At 71.1% G+C, this 18,961-nt stretch carries 21 protein-coding genes; 13 read left to right on the plus strand and 8 right to left on the minus strand.

The genetic code is table 11. From position 1 onward, the window contains the following. Together AC07Y4_RS23585 and AC07Y4_RS23590 are read left to right on the plus strand one after the other, a co-directional pair. On the plus strand, positions 1–498 hold a 498-nt coding region (locus tag AC07Y4_RS23585; protein WP_495275189.1), incomplete at its 5' end, for a phosphatidylglycerophosphatase A family protein. Then, positions 492–1,019: a CinA family protein gene (locus AC07Y4_RS23590; protein ID WP_492687381.1), complete on the plus strand. Its 528-nt coding sequence runs from the start codon at positions 492–494 to the stop codon at positions 1,017–1,019. The genes AC07Y4_RS23585 and AC07Y4_RS23590, both read left to right, overlap by 7 nt. A 15-nt stretch (positions 1,020–1,034) precedes the next feature. On the opposite strand, the gene AC07Y4_RS23595 is transcribed toward AC07Y4_RS23590, so the two are convergent. After that, a complete protein-coding gene (locus AC07Y4_RS23595; RefSeq protein WP_495275190.1) occupies positions 1,035–2,228 on the minus strand; it encodes an Acg family FMN-binding oxidoreductase in 1,194 nt (397 codons plus the stop codon). A gap of 117 nt (positions 2,229–2,345) precedes the next feature. Then, positions 2,346–3,110 carry a helix-turn-helix transcriptional regulator gene (locus AC07Y4_RS23600; RefSeq protein WP_139702162.1) on the minus strand — a complete coding sequence of 255 codons (765 nt, stop codon included), beginning with the start codon at positions 3,108–3,110 and terminating at the stop codon, positions 2,346–2,348. A 194-nt stretch (positions 3,111–3,304) separates the two neighbouring features. On the opposite strand from AC07Y4_RS23600, the gene AC07Y4_RS23605 reads away from it, so the two are divergent. Together AC07Y4_RS23605 and AC07Y4_RS23610 are read left to right on the plus strand one after the other, a co-directional pair. Then, positions 3,305–3,802: a nuclear transport factor 2 family protein gene (locus tag AC07Y4_RS23605; RefSeq protein ID WP_369631040.1), complete on the plus strand. Its 498-nt coding sequence runs from the start codon at positions 3,305–3,307 to the stop codon at positions 3,800–3,802. Further along, positions 3,799–4,122, plus strand: coding sequence for a GNAT family N-acetyltransferase (locus AC07Y4_RS23610; protein ID WP_159278737.1), 324 nt, complete (start codon positions 3,799–3,801; stop codon positions 4,120–4,122). The genes AC07Y4_RS23605 and AC07Y4_RS23610 overlap by 4 nt, the downstream gene beginning before the upstream one ends. On the opposite strand, the gene AC07Y4_RS23615 is transcribed toward AC07Y4_RS23610, so the two are convergent. Both AC07Y4_RS23615 and AC07Y4_RS23620 read right to left on the minus strand, forming a co-directional pair. Then, the gene (locus AC07Y4_RS23615) at positions 4,112–5,299 is read right to left on the minus strand and encodes an MFS transporter (RefSeq protein ID WP_495275201.1); all 1,188 of its coding nucleotides are present in this window, start codon (positions 5,297–5,299) and stop codon (positions 4,112–4,114) included. The two genes, AC07Y4_RS23610 and AC07Y4_RS23615, sit on opposite strands and share 11 nt — an antisense overlap. A gap of 62 nt (positions 5,300–5,361) precedes the next feature. Next, positions 5,362–6,156, minus strand: coding sequence for a UPF0149 family protein (locus tag AC07Y4_RS23620; RefSeq protein ID WP_495275191.1), 795 nt, complete (start codon positions 6,154–6,156; stop codon positions 5,362–5,364). A gap of 69 nt (positions 6,157–6,225) precedes the next feature. On the opposite strand from AC07Y4_RS23620, the gene AC07Y4_RS23625 reads away from it, so the two are divergent. Beyond that, positions 6,226–7,926 carry an FMN-binding glutamate synthase family protein gene (locus tag AC07Y4_RS23625; RefSeq protein ID WP_495275192.1) on the plus strand — a complete coding sequence of 567 codons (1,701 nt, stop codon included), beginning with the start codon at positions 6,226–6,228 and terminating at the stop codon, positions 7,924–7,926. Next, the gene (locus AC07Y4_RS23630; protein WP_495275193.1) at positions 7,923–8,828 is read left to right on the plus strand and encodes a BUD32 family EKC/KEOPS complex subunit; all 906 of its coding nucleotides are present in this window, start codon (positions 7,923–7,925) and stop codon (positions 8,826–8,828) included. Before AC07Y4_RS23625 ends, AC07Y4_RS23630 begins: the two co-directional genes overlap by 4 nt. A gap of 16 nt (positions 8,829–8,844) precedes the next feature. On the opposite strand, the gene AC07Y4_RS23635 is transcribed toward AC07Y4_RS23630, so the two are convergent. Both AC07Y4_RS23635 and AC07Y4_RS23640 read right to left on the minus strand, forming a co-directional pair. After that, the gene (locus AC07Y4_RS23635; RefSeq protein WP_062480304.1) at positions 8,845–9,270 is read right to left on the minus strand and encodes a PIN domain-containing protein; all 426 of its coding nucleotides are present in this window, start codon (positions 9,268–9,270) and stop codon (positions 8,845–8,847) included. Between the two features lie 53 nt (positions 9,271–9,323). Continuing rightward, positions 9,324–10,235, minus strand: a complete 912-nt coding sequence (locus AC07Y4_RS23640) for a LysR family transcriptional regulator (RefSeq protein WP_487848727.1) — start codon at positions 10,233–10,235, stop codon at positions 9,324–9,326. 121 nt (positions 10,236–10,356) lie between these two features. Between AC07Y4_RS23640 and AC07Y4_RS23645 the strand changes: the two genes are divergently transcribed. Further along, positions 10,357–11,289, plus strand: coding sequence for a DMT family transporter (locus tag AC07Y4_RS23645; protein ID WP_495275194.1), 933 nt, complete (start codon positions 10,357–10,359; stop codon positions 11,287–11,289). 14 nt (positions 11,290–11,303) lie between these two features. Continuing rightward, complete coding sequence (locus AC07Y4_RS23650; protein ID WP_062480310.1) at positions 11,304–11,618, plus strand: DMT family transporter; 315 nt, start codon at positions 11,304–11,306, stop codon at positions 11,616–11,618. Here AC07Y4_RS23650 and AC07Y4_RS23655 read toward each other — a convergent pair. Further along, entirely contained in the window at positions 11,615–12,862 is a 1,248-nt protein-coding gene (locus AC07Y4_RS23655) for a THUMP domain-containing class I SAM-dependent RNA methyltransferase (RefSeq protein ID WP_495275195.1), read from the minus strand. The two genes, AC07Y4_RS23650 and AC07Y4_RS23655, sit on opposite strands and share 4 nt — an antisense overlap. A gap of 81 nt (positions 12,863–12,943) precedes the next feature. Here AC07Y4_RS23655 and AC07Y4_RS23660 point away from each other — a divergent pair, with 81 nt between their 5' ends. Genes AC07Y4_RS23660 through AC07Y4_RS23680 form a run of 5 tightly spaced genes read left to right on the plus strand, consistent with a single transcriptional unit; the run spans position 12,944 to position 17,332 of the window. Next, positions 12,944–14,767 carry a sensor histidine kinase gene (locus tag AC07Y4_RS23660; RefSeq protein WP_495275196.1) on the plus strand — a complete coding sequence of 608 codons (1,824 nt, stop codon included), beginning with the start codon at positions 12,944–12,946 and terminating at the stop codon, positions 14,765–14,767. 46 nt (positions 14,768–14,813) lie between these two features. Continuing rightward, the gene (locus AC07Y4_RS23665; RefSeq protein ID WP_495275197.1) at positions 14,814–15,407 is read left to right on the plus strand and encodes a cytochrome b; all 594 of its coding nucleotides are present in this window, start codon (positions 14,814–14,816) and stop codon (positions 15,405–15,407) included. Then, positions 15,404–15,988 carry a YceI family protein gene (locus tag AC07Y4_RS23670; RefSeq protein WP_495275198.1) on the plus strand — a complete coding sequence of 195 codons (585 nt, stop codon included), beginning with the start codon at positions 15,404–15,406 and terminating at the stop codon, positions 15,986–15,988. The genes AC07Y4_RS23665 and AC07Y4_RS23670 overlap by 4 nt, the downstream gene beginning before the upstream one ends. A 38-nt stretch (positions 15,989–16,026) precedes the next feature. Beyond that, positions 16,027–16,659, plus strand: a complete 633-nt coding sequence (locus AC07Y4_RS23675) for a YceI family protein (protein WP_492699084.1) — start codon at positions 16,027–16,029, stop codon at positions 16,657–16,659. Positions 16,660–16,684: 25 nt separating this feature from the next. Next, positions 16,685–17,332, plus strand: a complete 648-nt coding sequence (locus tag AC07Y4_RS23680; RefSeq protein ID WP_495275199.1) for a LysE family translocator — start codon at positions 16,685–16,687, stop codon at positions 17,330–17,332. Between the two features lie 4 nt (positions 17,333–17,336). Here AC07Y4_RS23680 and AC07Y4_RS23685 read toward each other — a convergent pair whose 3' ends face one another. Further along, positions 17,337–18,953, minus strand: coding sequence for a phospholipase D family protein (locus AC07Y4_RS23685; protein ID WP_495275200.1), 1,617 nt, complete (start codon positions 18,951–18,953; stop codon positions 17,337–17,339). Positions 18,954–18,961: the final 8 nt, after the last annotated feature.

Here is an 18,961-nt window from a genome sequence, read left to right on the forward strand (position 1 = left end):
CTGCACTTTCTGCTCTCGCACCCCGCGCACTTCATCGCGCTGGGTTTCGGCTCGGGGTTGTCGCCCTTCGCGCCCGGCACCGTGGGCACGCTGTGGGCCTGGGCCGCGTTCGTGGTGATGCAGCTGTGGTTCACGCCCGCGACCATCGGCTGGATCATCCTCGCCGGCCTGCCGATCGGCTGGTGGGCCTGCACGGTCGCTGCGCGCAACATGAACGTGTCCGACCCCGGCGCCATCGTGTGGGACGAGGTGGTCGCCTTCTGGCTCGTGCTCTGGCTGGTGACGCCGGCCGGCCTGTGGGCGCAGGTCGTGGCCTTTGCGCTGTTCCGTTATTTCGACGCCGCCAAGCCCGGCCCCGTGGGCTGGGCCGACGCCGCCTTCAAGCCGCACGACCCCGCGCGGGTGCAGTGGTGGCGTGCCGGCTTCGGCATTCTTCTGGACGACCTGGTGGCGGCCTTCTGCACGCTGCTGGTCATTGCGCTGTGGCGCGCATGGTGAACCCGATGCAACCTTCCGCTTCCCCGGCCTTGGCCGAACAGGACGTCCCCGCGCTCGTCGCCACGCTGGCCGAACGGCTGCAGGCCCGGGGCTGGATGATGGCCACCGCCGAAAGCTGCACCGGCGGCCTCATTGCCGGCGCCTGCACCGACCTGGCGGGCTCCAGCGTGTGGTTCGAGCGCGGCTTCGTCACCTACTCGAACGCCGCCAAGACCGAGATGCTGGGCGTGGACGCCGCGCTCATCGAGGCCCACGGCGCCGTGAGCGAGCCCGTGGCGCGGGCGATGGCCGAGGGTGCCATTGCCCGCGGCGCCCCGGCGCGCGCGGCCGTGGCCGTGACCGGCGTGGCCGGCCCCGCGGGTGGCTCGCCCGACAAGCCGGTGGGCACCGTGTGGTTCGGCTGGTCGGTCGACGGGCAGGTGCGCACCGAGCGCCGCCGCTTCGATGGCGACCGCGCCACGGTGCGCGCGGCGACGGTGCACTACGCGCTGCAGACGCTGATCCAGCTGCTGCCGCGCTGATCGCACGCGGGCTGTTCAGGCCTGCATGAAATCGCCGACCGGCCGGCGCGGCGCGGGCGGCACCGGCGCCGTCGGAAAGCCCAGACGGCACATCATCTGCACGGTCGGGCTGCGCGCATGGCGCGACGGCGCGGCGCCGATCAGCATGTCGTGCGCCGCCGCGTGGTGCGACGCCATCTCCGGAAATTCCTCGAGCGGCTGGCTCATCGGCTGCATGCCCAGGCCCAGGTCGGTGGCGCGCAGCTGCTGACGCACGTAGGCGCGGCCCGCGGCGATCTGCTCGCTGCGGCTGTTGCCGCCGGTGCTGATCCAGACGAAGCCCATCGCCGTGTGGGCCTGGTCCTCGAACATCCGCAGCGTCTGCCGGAAGGAGAGGCTGTCTTCGGCGGCCGGCACCTCGCGGTCGAAGCGGCCCAGCGCGACCGCCATGCGCAGCGCCGGGTCGTTGAGCGAGAAGCCGTCGCGGTGCGCCAGGATTTCCTGCGGCCCGATGCGCAGCAGGCGCAGGTTCTCGCGCGCGGTGTGGGGCGTGACCAGCTCCACGCGCGCCGCCGCCGCGCACAGCTTGCGCAGCGGCAGCACGCGGGCCATGTCGACCGTGCCGGCCGATTGCACGCCCCCGCTTGAAGCCGAAGCCACGGCCGCGGTGAGCCCCTGCAGCATGTCGGCCGACACCCTGCGTCCGGTGTCGAAGCGCTGCTTGGGCGTGCGCCGCCGCAGCACCTGCGCGAACAGCGGGTCGGGCGTGCCGCCGCGCGACAGCGTGAGGCGCGCCACCGGCAGGTCGGGCCACTGCTGCGGCGTATCGCCCACCAGCTCGCCCTGCGGCCACAGCTGCACGCGCGCCTGCACGCCCTGCTGGGCCAGCGCCATCACCAGCAGCTCGATGAACGCGCCGTGGCCGATCATGAGCTGGCGGCCGAAGGGGTCGGTGGCGGGCTGCACGCGGGCGCGGTCGGCGTGCAGCACGATGGCGTCGGGCTCGCGCAGGTCGACCCGCCAGGGCTGGCCGTTGTAGGCCGTGGGCGCGGTGACGGCATAGGCGACGGCGCGCTTGCGCACGTCGGGCTCGTCGCCCGGGCCGTTCCAGATCTCGAAGGCGGCGGCCGGCACGTCGGCGTGGAGCCACCAGGTGGCCAGGGCCGTGGCGCCCGCCGCCACCGCGAGGCCGCCGCCCAGCAGGCGCACGAAATTTCTGCGTTCTCTCATGGGCTCGATCGGTTGAAGCATCGGGCGCGTGACACACGGCCTGCCCGTGGCCGATTGCAGCACCGCGCCGCGCGGCACCATGCGGCCCCCTGTCGTTTCCGACAGGGGTGGGCCGGCTCAGGGCGTGAGCAGGCCCAGCGCCAGGGCCCGCGCGCAGGTGGCGGTGCGGCCCTGCGTGTCGAGCTTGCGGGCGGCGCCCACGAGGTGGAAGTACACGGTGCGCTCGCTGATGTGCAGGATCTCGGAGATTTCCCAGGTCGACTTGCCCACGGCCACCCAGTGCAGCACCTCGCGCTGGCGCGCGCTCAGCACCGGCACCTTCGCGTCACCCTGCAGCCGGCGCACGGTCGAATGCAGGCAGGAGGCGAAGTAGTTCATCGGCGCCAACGTCGCGCGCAGTTCGCGCAGGTCGGCGGTGGCGTCGGTGGTCAGGGTCATGAAGGCCCAGTCGATGCCGGGCGTCCACAGCGGCACGGTCAGCCCCGCCTTCAGCCCGTGTTCGCCAGCGCTGCGCAGCAGGCCGCGGGCGCGCTGCCCGATGTCGGCGCGCGTGTGGCTCACCTGCCCGAGCCAGCTCCACGCGGTGGCCGGCATGCCGGCGCGCACATGCTGCACGCGGGCGTCGGCCTGTTCGCCGGCGCTGCTGCGCAGCGACTCGTAGCGGGTGCGGGCCCACGCCGGGGGCAGGTCGTGGAAGAACACCAGCGCGTCCTGCGCGGGGGCGTCGGCACGGGGCGCGGGCACCGGGCGCTTGAGCACGTAGGCGCCGTGGTTGAAGCCCATCGCCCGCATCGCGCGGCGGTTGACCTGCGCGACCTCCTCGAGCGTGCGGGCGGCCATGACGGCCTCGACGAACTGCCAGTCGTTGATCACCTCGGCCATGGATGCGTCCCCTCGGGTTGTGTGCGGCGGGCGCAGCGACTGTGGTTCTGGTTTTTCTGCGCCACCGCCAGGGCGCCGGCCCTGCAAGGACCGGCATCGGGGCGCATGTTAATGCGGGACACCCGGAATCGCCCGTGCACTTCCTTGCACGGCGCATCCCGGCGATGATCCGGCACCACCCATCCCGAGGCCCCATGACCGCAGCCACCCACGCCCCGACCATCGAGCGCTTCTACAGCGCGTTCTCGCAACTCGACGCCGCCACCATGGCCGCCTGCTACGCGCCCGACGCGGTGTTCGACGACGAGGCCTTTTCGCTGCGCGGCCGGCGCGAGATCGGCGGCATGTGGCGCATGCTGTGCGACGCCACGAAGGCTAAGGGCGCCGACGTGTGGCGCCTGAGCTGGCGCGACGTGCAGGCCGACGCCCGCACGGGCAGCGCGCACTGGGACGCGCACTATCGCTTCAGCGCCACCGGCCGCCTGGTCGACAACAGCATCGACGCGCGCTTCACCTTCACGCCCGACGGCCTGATCGCCACGCACCGCGACAGCTTTCCGTTCTGGACCTGGTCGCGACAGGCGCTGGGCACGCCGGGCCTGTTGCTGGGCTGGACGCCGATGCTGCGCAACAAGGTGCGCGCCACCGCCGCCGCCAACCTCGCCACTTTTCTTGCACGCCAACCCTCATGACCACTTCTTCTTCGACCGCCCTCACCTTCACGAACAACGAAGCGCAGCACCGCTACGAAGCCACGCTCGACGGCAAGCTCGCGGCCTATGCCGAGTACAACCTGCTGACCGACGCGATCATGTTCACGCACACCGAGGTGCTGCCCGAGCATGAAGGCAAGGGCGTGGGCTCGGGCATTGCGAGGCACGTGCTCGACGAGGCGCGCGCCAACGGGCGGCATGTGATTCCGGTGTGCCAGTTCATCGCGGGCTACATCCGCAAGCACCGCGAGTACGCCGACCTCGTGCGGCCGGACATTCAACGCGCCTTCAAGATCTGACGGCGTTCGCCTTCGGCGCGGGCAGCCACGCGAAGGCCGCGATGCCGATCACCAGCAGCGCCGCAATGACCGCCAGCACGGCGGTCAGCGGATCGCCGCCGTGCGCCGCGGCCACCGAGGCCGCCACGCCCGTGCCCCACTGCATGAACGCGACACCCAGGAACATCGCCATGGTGAAGACGGCCATCGCGCGGCCCGTGAGCGCGGCCGGGTAGGCCACGCGCACGTCGGCGTACTGCCAGACGATGAAGCCCGAGAGCACGCCGATGAGCACCATGCCCGCGATGTCCAGCCAGGCGGAATGCACCACGGCGATGAGCGCGAACAGGCCGGCGTAGAAGAGGCCGCAGGCCACGATCCAGCGCCGGCGCGCGGCGCCGTCGCGATCGAAGCGGCCGAACAGCGGCGAGCCGAACAGCGCGATCACCGACACCGCGAGCGCGACGTTGCCGCTTTGCACCAGCGAGTAGCCGTGGCGCTCCATCATCAGCGGACCCAGCCACAGCCCGCGCAGCGAGATGAAGGCCGCATACGTCACCGCGCCCAGCACCATGATGCCCAGCGTGTGCGGCATGGCGAACAGCGCGCCGAACTGGCGCACGGCTTCGGGAATCGACTCTTTCACCTGCGGCACGGCCGACGCAGGCTCGTGCACCCAGCGCCAGATGGCAAGCCAGGCCAATGCAGACGCCAGCGCGAGCACGAGGAAGCCTGCACGCCACGAGTAGGCCTGCACCAGCCACGCGAGCGGCGTGCCGGTGGCCAGCATGCCCAGGCCGCCGATGGCCAGCACCAGGCCCGACACGGTGGCGAAACGCGCCGCCGGAAAGTGCCGCGCGATGAACACGGTGCACACCAGGAAGGCCGGCGCGCAGCCGACGCCGATCAGCGCCTGCCCGGCCACCAGCACGAGGTAGTTCGGCGACACGGCCGACAGCAGCGCACCCGCGATCGCGACGGGAAAGGCCACGAGCACGGTGCGGCGCACGCCGTGCAGGTCGATGCCGATGCCCATGAAGAGCTGCATCGCGCCGAACGCGAAGTGAAAAGCCCCCGAGAAGATCCCGAGGGCTTGAGCCGAAAGGTGGAAGTCCGCTTGCAGCGGGCTCGCCATGATGGCGCCGACGGTGCGAAACGCCTGACTGAGCGCGACCCCGGTGCAGAGCGCGAGGACCATGACCCATGCCGCCTGCGGCGTCAGGGGTTGCGCGGCAGGGCGCTGCGTCGGCGCGACGGCACTCATGCCCCGTGGCACTTCTTGTACTTTTTTCCACTGCCGCAAGGGCACGGGTCGTTGCGGCCGGGTTCGGCTTCCTTGCGGATCGTCTCGACCTTCGGGCCCAGGCTCTTCCAGAGCTGGCGCAGGTCGTACACCGCCCAGATCGCGGCGCCGAAGTCGTCCAGGCGCTGCTGGCTCACGCTGGGCGGGCCGTTCTCGTCGTACATCGACAGCGTGGGCTTGGCGGTGTCGTCCTCGGTCAGCGCGACGATGTTGTCGAGCGCGTCGTCGAGCATCTGCGCGGCTTCCTTGTCGCGCGGGGCGGCCCAGTCTTCGGGCCAGTTCTCGACCGCGTACATGAAGCCCAGCGCCCAGACCTGGGCGAACGAAGGGATCTCTTCGGCGGCCATCTCGGCACGTTCTTCCTCGGGCAGCGAGGCGATGGCGCCGCGGGTGTCGAGCACTTCGGGCTGCCAGCTGCGCTCGTCTTCGAGCGATTCGACCGGGGCGTCGAGGCCTTCTTCGATCTCGCGCCAGCGGCGCTTCCAGTTCCAGACGAACTCCATGTGCTGGGCCGGCACGAAGTGGTCGCCCAGCAGCACGGGCCAGTATTCGGTGGGGTCGATGGGGCGGCGCGTGCAGATCAGCGCGGCCATGAAGCCTTCGCAGAACTCCCACTGGGGAATTTCCTCGTCGTGCTCGCGCATGGCGTCGAGCGCGCTGTCGAGGGCGTCGAAATCGTCGGGGCCCAGGGCTTGCGAGGAGACGGCCAGGGCGGTGTCAGGGGTATCGGGGGTGTCGGGTGTGGTCGTCATGGCAGCAGTCATGGCAGGTTGGGGGCAGCCCTCTATGATGCAGCAGGCTCCAGCCGACATCTGATGACTATGCCCACGATTATTCCGTTTCCCGCACGCTACAGCGCGTTCGCCCTGTGTGTGCTGGGTCTGGTCGCCTGCCTGGCACTGGTTCTGGCCTCGCCGCACCTGTGGCTCGCGTGGATCGGTGTGGCCGCTTTCGCGGTGCTCACCGGCACCGGCGTGCACGACCTGCGCCAGGCGCGCCACGCCATCCTGCGCAACTACCCGGTCATCGGGCACCTGCGCTTTCTGCTCGAGTTCATCCGCCCCGAGATCCGGCAGTACTTCATCGAGAGCGACGCCGAGGCCGCGCCCTTCTCGCGCGCCCAGCGCTCGCTGGTGTACCAGCGCGCCAAGGGCGAGCCCGACAACCGGCCCTTCGGCACCCAGCTGAACGTGTCGGCCGCGGGCTACGAGTGGATCAACCACTCGATGCAGCCCACGAAGCTGGACGGGCACGATTTCCGCATCGTGATCGGCGGCACGCCGCAGCCGGCCGATGCGAACCTGGCGCAGGTCTGCACGCAGCCTTACAGCGCGAGCGTGTTCAACATTTCGGCGATGAGCTTCGGCGCCTTGTCGGCCAACGCCATCCTCGCGCTCAACCAGGGCGCGCAGATGGGCGGCTTTGCGCACGACACCGGCGAGGGCTCGATCTCGCAGCACCACCGCGTGCACGGCGGCGACCTGATCTGGGAAATCGGCTCGGGCTACTTCGGCTGCCGCAACGACGACGGCACCTTCAACGCCGAGCGCTTCACCGCCAACGCGCGCGATCCGCAGGTGAAGATGATCGAGATCAAGCTCAGCCAGGGCGCCAAGCCCGGCCACGGCGGCGTGCTGCCGGCGGCCAAGGTCACGCCCGAGATCGCGGCGGCGCGCGGCGTGCCGGTGGGCGTGGACTGCGTCTCGCCCTCGTCGCACAGCGCGTTCTCCACGCCGACCGAGATGATGCATTTCGTCGCGAAGCTGCGCGAGCTGTCGGGCGGCAAGCCGACCGGCTTCAAGTTCTGCCTGGGCCACCCGTGGGAATGGTTCGGCATCGTCAAGGCGATGCAGGCCACGGGCATCACGCCCGACTTCATCGTGGTCGACGGCGCCGAGGGCGGCACGGGCGCGGCGCCGGTCGAGTTCAGCGACCACGTGGGCGCGCCGCTGCAGGAAGGCCTGCTGCTGGTGCACAACACGCTGATCGGCGTGAACCTGCGCCACCGCATCAAGATCGGTTGCGCGGCCAAGGTGATCACCGCCTTCGACGTGGCGCGCATGATGGCGCTGGGCGCCGACTGGTGCAACGCGGCGCGCGGTTTCATGATGGCGCTGGGCTGCATCCAGGCCCAGAGCTGCCACACCGGCCACTGCCCCACCGGCGTGACCACGCAGGACCCGGTGCGCCAGCAGGCGCTGGTGGTGCCGACCAAGGCCGACCGCGTGCGCAACTTCCACCGCAGCACGCTGCATGCGCTGCAGGAGCTGGTGCAGGCCGCGGGCCTGGACCACCCGCAGCAGATCACCGCGCACCACATCGTGCGCCGCATCTCCGACACCGAGGTGCGCCTGCTGAGCAACCTGGTGATGCAGGTGCAGCCCGGCGCGCTGCTCGGGCCGCTGGACAACCAGCACACCGTTTTCCGCACCTACTGGCCGCTGGCCAGTGCACAGAGTTTCCAGCCCGTGACGCAGGGCCCGCACGGGCTGCTGGCGCCGGGCTTCGCCATGGCCGCATGAATCCACTGAGACGAGGAGGCGCCGCGACGCGCCTGTACAGCCAACGGGGTGCCGCATCAGCGCCCGCGCCGCTCGACAACGCCCCGGGCTCGGCGCCCGGCGACTACGCCGAGTTCCTGCGCGTCACCCTGCCCAGGCAGGCCAAGAACGTGGCCAGCCACCGCTTCGGCAGCGAGCGCGTCTGGCTCAAGAAGGCCGGCCCGCGCCACGGCAAGTGGGGCTACCGCGTGATGGCGCTGGCCGCGCGGCTGGCCGGCCTCGACGTGATCAAGCCCGTGCCCAACCCGGGCGGCGAAGCCGCCATCGCCACCGAGGCCCGGCGCCTGAAGCAACTGGCCGCCGCGGGCCTGCGCGTGCCGATCGTGCTGGCGCAGCAGGCCGACGGGCTGCTGATTTCCGACCTCGGCGAAAGCGGCCGTGCCACCGTGGTGCTGCAGGAGCGCATCGACCAGGCCGCCGCCGCCGGCCCCGCCGCCCTGCTCGCCGTGTGGCGCGAGGGCCTGGCCGCCATCGCCGCCGTGCACCTGTGCGGCCAGCACCTGAGCCAGGCCTTCGACCGCAACCTCGTGCAGTGCCCCGACGGCGTGATCGGCTACATCGATTTCGAGGACGACCCCTCCGAGGTCATGACCCTGGCCGAATGCCAGGCCCGCGACTGGCTGAGCTACCTGCACTCCACGGCCATGATGCTCGAGGCCGCCGCGCCGCAGGCCGCGGGCCAGCACTGGCATGCGGCACTGAGCAGCGTGAACGAGGAAGTGCGCGAGCGCATCGCGAATGCGGCGCGGCGCATGAAGTGGGCGCAGAAGCTGCCGGCCAGCCGGCGCTGGGGGCGCGACACGCAACGCGTGCGGGCCGTCGCGCGCTTGCTGGGGCAGTGGTACGAGCTGAACAAGGCCTGAGCCAGATCGGCGTGGCCTACGCCAGCGCCGACCGCACCGCCACCCCGCGCAGCGCCAGCCGCTTCTTCATCGATAGCACCGCCTTGTCCTTGCTGAACAGCTGCGCCCCGTGGGCCACGGACAGGTCGATGAACACCTGGTCGTCCGGATCGCTGCACACGCAGGGCGCACGCGCCGGCACCTCGGTCACCAGCTGCACGCGCGCATCGAAATCCGCGAGCACCACGGGAATCGTCAGCTCCCGCTGCGCCATGCGCCGGGCGATCAGCGGGTAGCCCAGCACGCGTTCCAGTTCGCTGCGCATCGCGGGCGTGGCCAGCCAGCGCAGCGCGCCGCGCGCGAGGTCGTCGACCAGCGGTGCCCAGGCGGGGTCTTCGAAGACCAGCAGGTCGAGGGCGATGTTGGTGTCGATGACGACGAGGTCGGGGGCTGGCAAGGTCATGGTCGCGTGAAATCTGTCTATCGCCGATGTTGCACCATGCGGCGCCCGGGCTTCTAGCGGGCCGCCGGCCGCCCTGAGGGCATGGCCAGCACCTTCGCGTCGGCGACGAGCCGCGCGTAGGCGAAGTCGGTGAAGGCCTTGATCCGCGCCACCTCCTTCAGGTCGGGGTGCGTCAGCACCCAGACCTGCGTGTCCAGCGCCTCCCGCGGCGGCTCGACCTGCACCAGCTCGTCTTCCGCGTCGGCCAGCATGCACAGGAGCATGCCCAGGCCCAGGCCGCGCTTCACCAGCTGCGTCATGCCGACGAGGCTGTCGACGCGCGCCGCGATCCGCGCCGGTGGCACCTGCTCGCGCAGCCACCTGGCCTGCAGCAGGTGCGACAGGCCTTCGTCGGGCGCGACCCAGTCGTGCGCAGCCAGCGGGGTCGTCGCCGGGTGCTTAGCGAGGTAGGCCTTCGACGCGTACACCGCCGTCTGCAGGCGCCCCGCCCGGCGCCCGACCAGGTGGTCCGGCGGGGCGTTGGTCGGGCGGATCGCCACGTCGGCCTCGCGTTTGGTCAGGCTCAGGAAGAGGTTGTTCATCACCACCTGCAGCTCGATGCCCGGGTGCAGCGCCCGGAAGTCCGCCAGGATCGGCCCGAGCAGCCCGGCCATGAAGGTGTCGGTGCTGGTGATGCGGATGACGCCGGTCAGCCGCAGGTCGAGCCCCATGAGGTGACGCTGCGCGGCGTCGATCTGCTCGCCCACGCCCTGCAGGCGCTCGCGCAGCGCCTCGCCGGCCAGCGTCATCGCATAGCCGGCGGGCAGGCGGTCGAACAGGCGCACCGCCATGCGCGCCTCGAGCGCGCCCAGGCGCCGCAGCACGGTGGAGTGGTTCACGCCCAGTTGCCGCGCGGCGCCGGAGAGCGAGCCGGCCTGGCCGACGGCCAGGAACACGCGAAAGTCGTCCCAGTCTGTGCCCTGCATTTGTGCATACCCCGGATGCAATTTTTTCGAATGGCTTTGCAAACGTGCCGATCCTACAGTCGTCCGCAAGGGGGCGCGATTCGCCTGCCCCGCACTCACAACACACGGAGGTCGAACCACCATGGACGCGTTTTTCATTCCCGCCTCGCTCGTCGCCGGGGGCCTGCTCGCGGTGCAGGCCGGCGCCAACGCCCAGCTCTCCAAGGCCACGGGCAGCCCGTTCACCGCCACGACCTTGCAGCTGTCAGTCGGCACGCTGGCCCTGCTGGCGGTGGCGCTTGCCACGGGCACGCTGACGGCGCTGGCCGGCCTGCCGGGCGTGCCGTGGTGGCACGTGATCGGCGGCACGGCCAGCGCCTTCTACGTGGTCTCGACCATCCTGCTGTTCCCGCGCCTGGGCGCGGTGGTGGCGGTCGGCCTGTTCATCGCGGGGCAGATGCTGGCCTCGTTCGCGCTCGACACCTTCGGCCTGCTCGGCGTGGCGCCCAAGGCGCTGACGCCGGCCATGGCCGGCGGCACGCTGGCGGTGCTGCTCGGGGCCGGGGCCATCGTCGCCGGGCAGGCCGGCAGCCTGCGCCAGGCGCTGGCGGGCAAGTCCGGCTGGATCGTGCTGGCGCTGCTGGCCGGCGCGGTGCTGCCGGTGCAGGGCGTGGTCAACGGCCTGCTGCGGCAGGACCTGGGCGCGCCCTTCGCGGTGGGCGCGGTGAGCTTCTTCGTGGCGACGCTGGCGATGGCCCCGGCGCTGCTGCTCGTCACGCTGTTCCGGCGTGCGCCTGCGGCCACGGCACCGCAAGGCACCGCGCTGCGCGGCATGCCGTGGTGGGGCTGGCTCGGCGGTCTTGCGGGCGCGGCCTATGTGACGACGGTGTTCACGGCGATCCCGGCCATCGGCGCCGCGGCCGCGGTCGGGCTGACGGTGGCGGGGCAGCAGGTGGCGTCGGTGTTCGTCGACCGCTACGGCTGGTTCCGGCTGCCGCAGCGCCCGGTGTCGGGCCTGCGCATGGCGGGCGTGGCCGTGCTGCTGCTCGGCGTGGCCATCATCAAGCTGCTGTGAAGGGAGCGAACGCCATGGCCTGGTTCCTTCTGCTTGCCGCCGGACTGGTGGAGATCGTGATGGCCCTCGCGCTGAAGGCCGCGGCGGGCTGGGAGCGCCCCGGCGCCGGCGCGCTGGGCCTGGGCGCCGCGCTGGCGAGCATCGTGCTGCTCACCGCCGCAATGAAGACGCTGCCGGTCGGGACGGCCTACGCGATCTGGACCGGCATCGGCGCCATCGGCGTCACGCTGATCGGCATCTTCTTTTTCCAGGAGAGCGCCGCGCCGCTGCGGCTGGTGTGCATCGCGCTGATCTTCCTGGGCATTGCAGGCCTGAAGCTGCAGTCCTAGGCGTCTGGCGGCGCTGCCCGGTTCGAGCCCCGCACCATGTCGAAACGGAACAGCCGGCATTCGATGGGGCCGTTCCACATCGGCACGCGGCGCGACTCCTTCAGGCGCATCTGCTTGGGCAGCTTCAGGTCGGGCGTGAGCACCCAGGCGGTCCAGCCCGCGTAGTTTTTCTTCCAGTGGGTGGCGAGCTGCGGAAAGAAGTCGCCGCCGTCGCCACCTTCGCCATCGCCCGAGGTCTGGGCGGCTTCGCGGGCGCCGAAGCGGGCCACGCCGCCGACCTCGATGCGCTCGCCATACGGCGGGTTGAGCATGATCACGCCGCCCTCGGCCGGCGGCATGCGCTGCAGGGCGTCGCCGCCGCGGAACTCGATAGCGCCGGCCACGCCCGCGCGTTCGGCGTTGCGCTCGGCGAAGTCGACCATGCGGTGCGACACGTCGGAGCCGAAGACGGCGATGGCGCTCGCATGCTGCGCGTTGGCGGCTTCATTCTTGATCGCCGCCCAGACGTGCGCCTGGAACGGCAGCAGCTTCTCGAAGCCGAAGCGCCGCAGCGAGCCCGCCGCGATGCCGCTGGCGATCTGCGCGGCCTCGATGGCGATGGTGCCGCTGCCGCAGCAGGGGTCGTACAGCGGGGCCTTGGCGACCTCGCCGGTCTCGGGGTTCCACCAGCCGCTGGCGGCCAGCATGGCGGCGGCCAGGGTTTCCTTCAGCGGGGCGTCGCCCTTGTCCTGGCGCCAGCCGCGCTTGAACAGCGGCTCGCCCGAGGTGTCGATGTACAGCGTGCAGCTGTCGGTGGTCAGGTGCGCAAAGATGCGGCAGTCGGGCCACTGGGTCTCGATGCTCGGGCGCACGCCGTTGGCCTTGGCGCGGAAGCGGTCGGCCACGGCGTCCTTGATGCGCAGGGTGGCGAAGTTCAGGCTCTGCAGCGGGCTGTGCTGGGCCGTGGTCTCGATCTTGAAGGTCTGCTTGGGCGTGAACCAGATCTCCCAGGCCACGCCGTTGGCGATGGCGTACAGGTCGTTCTCGTTGCGGTAGGGCCCATGGGCCAGTTCGACCAGCACGCGCTGCGCGAGCCGGCTGTGCAGGTTGAGCTTGAGGCCGTCGCGCCAGTCGGCGCGCACGCGCACGCCGCCGCGCAGGGTGAGCAGGTCCTGCCCGGCACGGCCGGTCAGGGCATGCACCTCCTGGGCAAGGAATTCCTCGACGCCGGCGGCGCAAGGCAGGAAAAATGAGAGATCGTTCACGGAAAGTCGGCCATCGGGAAGCCCGCTAAGGGCCCCCATTGTCGCCGGGGCTGGGGCCTTCTCTATATAGTCGATTTGCCCATGACGCCCACCCCCGCCTCCGCGGCCCCCCCGGCAGACGCCCGCGACGGCGACCACCGCTTCGCGATCCAGTGCGAAGTGCTGCGGTTGTCGATCCGCCCGCTCGGGCCGGTGCTGCTGGTGCAGTACCTGCTCAACTGCGGCGTGGCGGCGCTCTTCGCCTGGCAGTTCTCGCCGGTGCGCGCGCTGGTGTGGCTGGCGCTGGTCACCGGCGTCACGGTGATGCGCGGCTTCTTTCCGCAGCGCCTGCCCGAGCCCTTCACCCCCGCCACCCTGCGCGCCGCGCAGCGCCAGCACACGCTGCGCACGGCCATCTGGGAGCTGGCGCACGGCCTGGCGGGCGTGCTGCTGTTCAACCCCGAGCGGCCCGACCTGCAGCTGCTGCTGGGCCTGATCCTCATGGGCATGACGCTGTCGTCGGCGTTTTCGGTGTCGTTCTACACGCCGGCCACGCAGCTGGCGATCACGCTGCTGCTGGCGCCGGTGATCGTCACAGGCCTGTGGCTCGGGGCGCCGGTGATGATGGCGGTCGCGGTGATCGGCATCGGCCTGACCGCGATGATGTGGAAGCTGGTGGCCGACCATTCGCGCCAGCTCGAGGAGAACATCGGCCTGCGCCTGAACGAGCGCACGCTGCGCGAGCAGGCGCTGGCCGGCCTGCGCGCCTCCGAGCAGGCCCAGGCCGAGCGGCTGCGCTTCTTCTCGGCGGCCAACCACGACCTGCGCCAGCCGGTGATGGCCATCGGGCTGCAGGCCGAGGTGCTGCGCCAGCAGCTGCAGCACGGCACCGACAGCGCGGCGGTGCAGCACACGGTGGCCTCGCTCTCGCGCGCGCAGCAGGCGCTCGAGGGCCTGACCAACCAGCTGCTCGAGATCGGCCGCATCGAGGCCGCGGTCGATCCGCTGCGCCCGGCGGCGGTGGCGCTGGCGCCGCTGCTGAACGAGCTGGCGCGCCAGGCCGGCGAAGGCCGCGTCGCGGTGCGCTGCCCGGCCGAGGCGGTGGCCTGGACCGACGCGGTGGCGCTGCGCCGCGTGCTCTCCAACCTGCTGGACAACGCCCTCAAGTTCACGCCGCGCGGGCGCGTGCTGCTGGCCGTGCGGGCGCGCCGCCGGCCCGGCACCGACACCGGGCGCGCCTGGCGCGTCGAGGTGCGCGACAGCGGCATCGGCATCGCGGCCGAGTCGCAGACGCGCGTGTTCGACGACTTCGAGCAGGTCGGCAACGTGGAGCGCAACCTGCAGCACGGCCACGGCCTGGGGCTGGCGATCGTGCGGCGGCTGGCGGGGCAGCTGGGCATCGAGGTCGCGCTGCGCTCGGCGCCGGGCAAGGGCTCGGTCTTCAGCTTCGAGCTGCCGGCGGCCCGCCCTGGTGCGGCGGCCGTGCCGGCGCCCGCGCCCTCCGTGGCGCTGGACGAGCCCGATGCCGACGCCGTGCTGCGCCCCGGCCTCGCCGTGCTGGTGGTCGAAGACAACATCGTGGTGGCCGACAGCCTCTCGGCGCTGCTGCGGCACTGGCACGTGGCGCCGCGCATCTACGCCAGCGCCGCCGAGGCGCTCGCGCTGGCCGACCTGGACGCGCTCGACGTGGCGCTGTGCGACATCCGCCTGCCCGGCGCGTTCAACGGCATCGCGCTGGCCGAGCGGCTGGCGCAGCGCAAGCCCGCGCTGACGATCGCGCTGATCTCGGCCGACATCACCGAAGCCACGCAGCAGCTGGCAGCCGCGCGCGGCTGGCACGCGCTGCGCAAGCCGGTGCAGCCGGACGCGCTGCGGCGCGTGCTGCTGCGGGCCCAGCAGCAGCAACAACCGCCGTCGCCGTCGTAGCGCTCGGCGCGGGCCGGCCCCGCTGCGGTGTCATCGCTTCCGAGCTATGCTCCGCGCACAGGCCGCCGCCGCCCTGCGCGAGCCCCGCTACGGGCGGGTCGCGATGGCCTTGCACTGGCTGCTCGCGGCGATGATCGTCGGCTCGCTCGGCGTGGGGCTCTACATGACGGGCCTGCCCTTCTCCCCGCAGCGCCTGAAGCTCTACAGCTGGCACAAGTGGGCCGGCATCACCATCCTCCTGCTGTCGGCGCTGCGGCTGCTGTGGCGCCTCACGCACCGCCCGCCGCCGCTGTCGGCGCGGGTGCTGGCGGCCATGCCGGCCTGGCAGCGGGCCGCGCACCGCATCAGCCATGCGCTGATGTACCTGCTGTTCTTCGCGGTCCCGCTGTTCGGCTGGGCCTACAGCTCGGGCATGGGCGTGCCGGTCGTGTGGTTCGGCCTGCTGCCGCTGCCCGACCTGGTGGCGGTCGACAAGGACTTCGCCGAGGCCGTGCTCAAGCCGCTGCACCAGCGCAGCGCCTTCCTGCTGGCCGGCGTCACGCTGCTGCACGTGGCGGCGGCGCTCAAGCACCACTGGATCGACCACGACGGTCTGTTGCAACGCATGTGGCCCGCGCCACGCAAGGAATCCGCCGGATGACGACCCGTCTTTTGTGGGGCGCCGCCGCCCTCCTCGGCCTCGCGCTGCACGCCGCGGCCGAACCCATGCCGGCCACCACCGCGAAACTGGTGCCCGAGAAGAGCCAGATCGCCTTCGTCAGCAAGCAGATGGGCGTGCCGGTGGAAGGCAGCTTCAAGCGCTTCGACGCGCAGGTCGCCTTCGACCCGAAGAAGCCCGAGGGCGGCTCGGTCGTGCTGCAGATCGACACCGCCAGCGCCGGCTTCGGCGTGCCCATGAGCGATGCCGAGCTGCCCAAGCCGACCTGGTTCGACACCGCGCATTTCCCGCAGGCCAGCTTCCGCTCGAGCGCCATCAAGGCGCTGGGCGAGGGCCGCTTCGAGATGGCCGGCAAGCTCACCATCAAGGGCGTCAGCAAGTACGTGACGGTGCCCGTGAGCATCGCCTCGTCGGGCGGCGCGTACTCGGTCGCCACGGGCACGCTCACGATCCAGCGGCTCGACTACAAGGTCGGCGACGGCGAATGGACCGACACCTCGGTGGTCGGCAACGAGGTGCAGGTGCGCTTCAAGCTGACGCTCGCGGGCCTCGGGCCGCTGTGACGACGATTTCATTTCCCATGCATCCTTCTTCCCTTGCCATGAACAAGCTCTTCTTCGCCGCGGTCCTGTGTGCGGGCGCGGCCCTGCCCCTGGCCGCAACGGCCCAGGAATACACCGCGCCGCCGCTGGCCGCCAAGCCCGCGGGCGGGCCGGTCAAAAATGCGAGCTACGTGATCGACCCGACCCACACCTTCGTCATGTACGAGATGGGCCACTACGGCACCACCACCAACCGCGGCCGCTTCAGCACCAAGGACGGCTCGGTGAAGATCGACGGCACCGGCGCCAGCGGCAAGGTCGACATCACGATGGACATCAGCTCCATCAACACCGGCGTCGACCTGCTCAACCGCCACGTGCAGAGCAAGGACTTCTTCAACGTGGCCGAATTCCCCACCGGCCGCTTCGTGGCCGAGCGCATCGACTTCAGCGGCGACAAGGTGACCGACGTGCCCGGCACGCTCACGCTCATGGGCCAGACCAAGCCGGTGACGCTGAAGGCCGTGCGCTTCAACTGCTACCTGAACCCGCTGATCAACCGCCAGGTCTGCGGCGGCGACTTCGAGGCCACCGTGCAGCGCAGCGACTGGGGCATCACCTGGGGCCTGAACTTCGGCTTCGAGAACAAGGTGAAGCTGCTGGTGCAGGTCGAAGCCGTGAACGTGCAATGAACCCATCCCCCACCGGAGCCCACTCATGACCGACGCCCACTTCCTGTCCCTGCTCGGCATCGCCGGCGCCATGGCCGTGGGCGCGATGAGCCCGGGCCCGAGCTTCGTGATGGTGGCGCGCACGGCCGTGGCCTCGCGCAGCGACGGGCTCGCGGCGGCGCTGGGCATGGGCGCCGGCGGGCTGGCGTTCTCCATCGCGGCGCTGGCCGGGCTGCAGGCGGCGTTCCTCGCGGTACCGGCGCTGTACCTCGCGATCAAGGCCTTCGGCGGTGCCTACCTGATCTACCTGGGCTTTCGCATCTGGCGCGGCGCGCGGCAGCCGCTCGCGGTGACGCCCGACACCCTCGCCTCGCCGCGCCAGCAAGGCCGCAGCGGACGCACCTTCCTGCTCGGCCTGGCCACGCAGATCAGCAACCCGAAGACGGCGGTGGTGTACGCGAGCATCTTCGCGGCCTTCCTGCCGCGCGAGGTGCCGCTGGTGCTCGCGCTCGCCGTGCCGGCCGTGATCTTCTGCATCGAGACGGGCTGGTACGCGATCGTTGCGCTGGCGCTGTCCTCGGCCGCGCCGCGCGCGGCCTACCTGCGCTACAAGACCTGGATCGACCGCGCGGCCGGCGGCGTGATGGGCCTGCTGGGCTTGCGGCTGGTGTGGTCGGCGGTGCGCGGCACCTGAGGCCCTAGAGCAGGCTCTCGGGCGTGAGCGGCGCCAGCAACTCGAGCATGGTGCGGTCCCAGAAGCCCGAGTCGGGTTCTTCGTGCAGCACGGTGGTCTTGCCGCCTTCCTCGCTGACCCATTCGATGCGCCGCGAGCCGACTGCGCCCGCATCGGCGCCTTCGGCAAAACGCAGCCGGTAGGCGCCCTGCTGCTTGAGCACGTCGAGCAGCTTCAGGGTCTGCTGCGCCATCTCGGGGCTGCGGATGAACAGGCCGATCTCGGTGTTGTGGATCTCGGAGCGCGGATCGAAATTCATCGAGCCGACGAACAGGATGCGCTGGTCGATCACCGCCGACTTGGCATGCAGCCGCCCCACCGACGTGCCGAACAAACCCAGCCGCACGCTGCGCCGCGTGCGCGCGGAACTCAGCTCGTGCAGCTCGGCGCCCAGCGCCAGCATGTCGGCGCGGTAGCGGCGGTAGGCGGTGTGCACCAGCGGTTCGTCGGTGGCAGCGAGCGAATTCGTGACCACGCTGATCTTCACGTTGCGCCCGCGGATCTCGCGCATCACCTCCAGCCCCGACGCGCCCGGAATCAGGTAGGGCGACACCAGCGTCACCTCGCTGCGCGCGCGGCGCATCTGCTCGACCACGTTGTAGCGCACGCTGTCCACGTCGAGCAGCGGCACGCCGCCATACGACGCGGTCTTGCCGATCACGCGGTCGGGTGAATCGGCATAAGCCTCGGCGGTGGTCCAGATCAGGCCGAGCTTGCCGGCGTCGAGGTCGTCGGCCACGGGGCTGTAGCCGAGCAGGTCGTTGGGCGCAGGCCTGGGCGGCGGCGGCGTGGTGTCGGGGCCGGTGGCGGCGTCGAAACGGCGCTGCAGCTCTTCGCGCGGCAGGTCGGTGTGCACGACCGCGCCGATCGGGCGCACATGCGGGCTGTTCCAGTACTGGTCGAACAGCACGCCCAGTCGCGGGATCAGCGCGCCCGTGACGAAGGTGTCGAGGTCGATGAAGTTCGGGCCGGTGGTGCGGCGGAAGTACTGGTTGCCGATGTTGCGCCCGCCCGCCACCGCCATCGCGCCGTCGGCGATGAAGAGCTTGTTGTGCATGCGGCGGTTGACGCGGCTGAAGTCGAACAGCGACGCGGTGAAGCGCTTGAGCAGGCTGCCGCGCCCGGCCGGGAACGGGTTGAACAGGCGCAGCTCCACGTTCGGCGTGGCGGCCAGGCCGAGCAGCAGCTCGTCTTCGCCGGAGGTGTACAGGTCGTCCATCAACAGGCGCACGCGCACGCCGCGTTGCGCCGCATCGCGCAGGGTGCGCAGCAGGTAGCGGCCGGTCTCGTCGTTCTCGATCTGGTAGTACTGCACGTCGAGCGTGCGCTGCGCGCGGCGCGCCAGCTGCAGCCGCGTGTCGAAGGCGAAATCGCCGCCGGGCATCAGGCGAAAGCCGCTGAGGTCGGGGTCGGGCTGCGAGGCCAGCGCGATCTTGCCGAGCGCGGTGTCGGCCGAGACGGCGATGGCCTTGGTGGGCGGGCGCGGTGCCTCGTCGGGCAAGGTGGCACAGCCGGCGAACAGCGATGCAGCCACGAGGGCGAAGACCCAATGCCCCCAGCGCGACAGCAGGCGACGGGTCATCGTGGGCT

Source organism: Variovorax sp. GW460-12-1-14-LB1, from assembly GCF_059423605.1.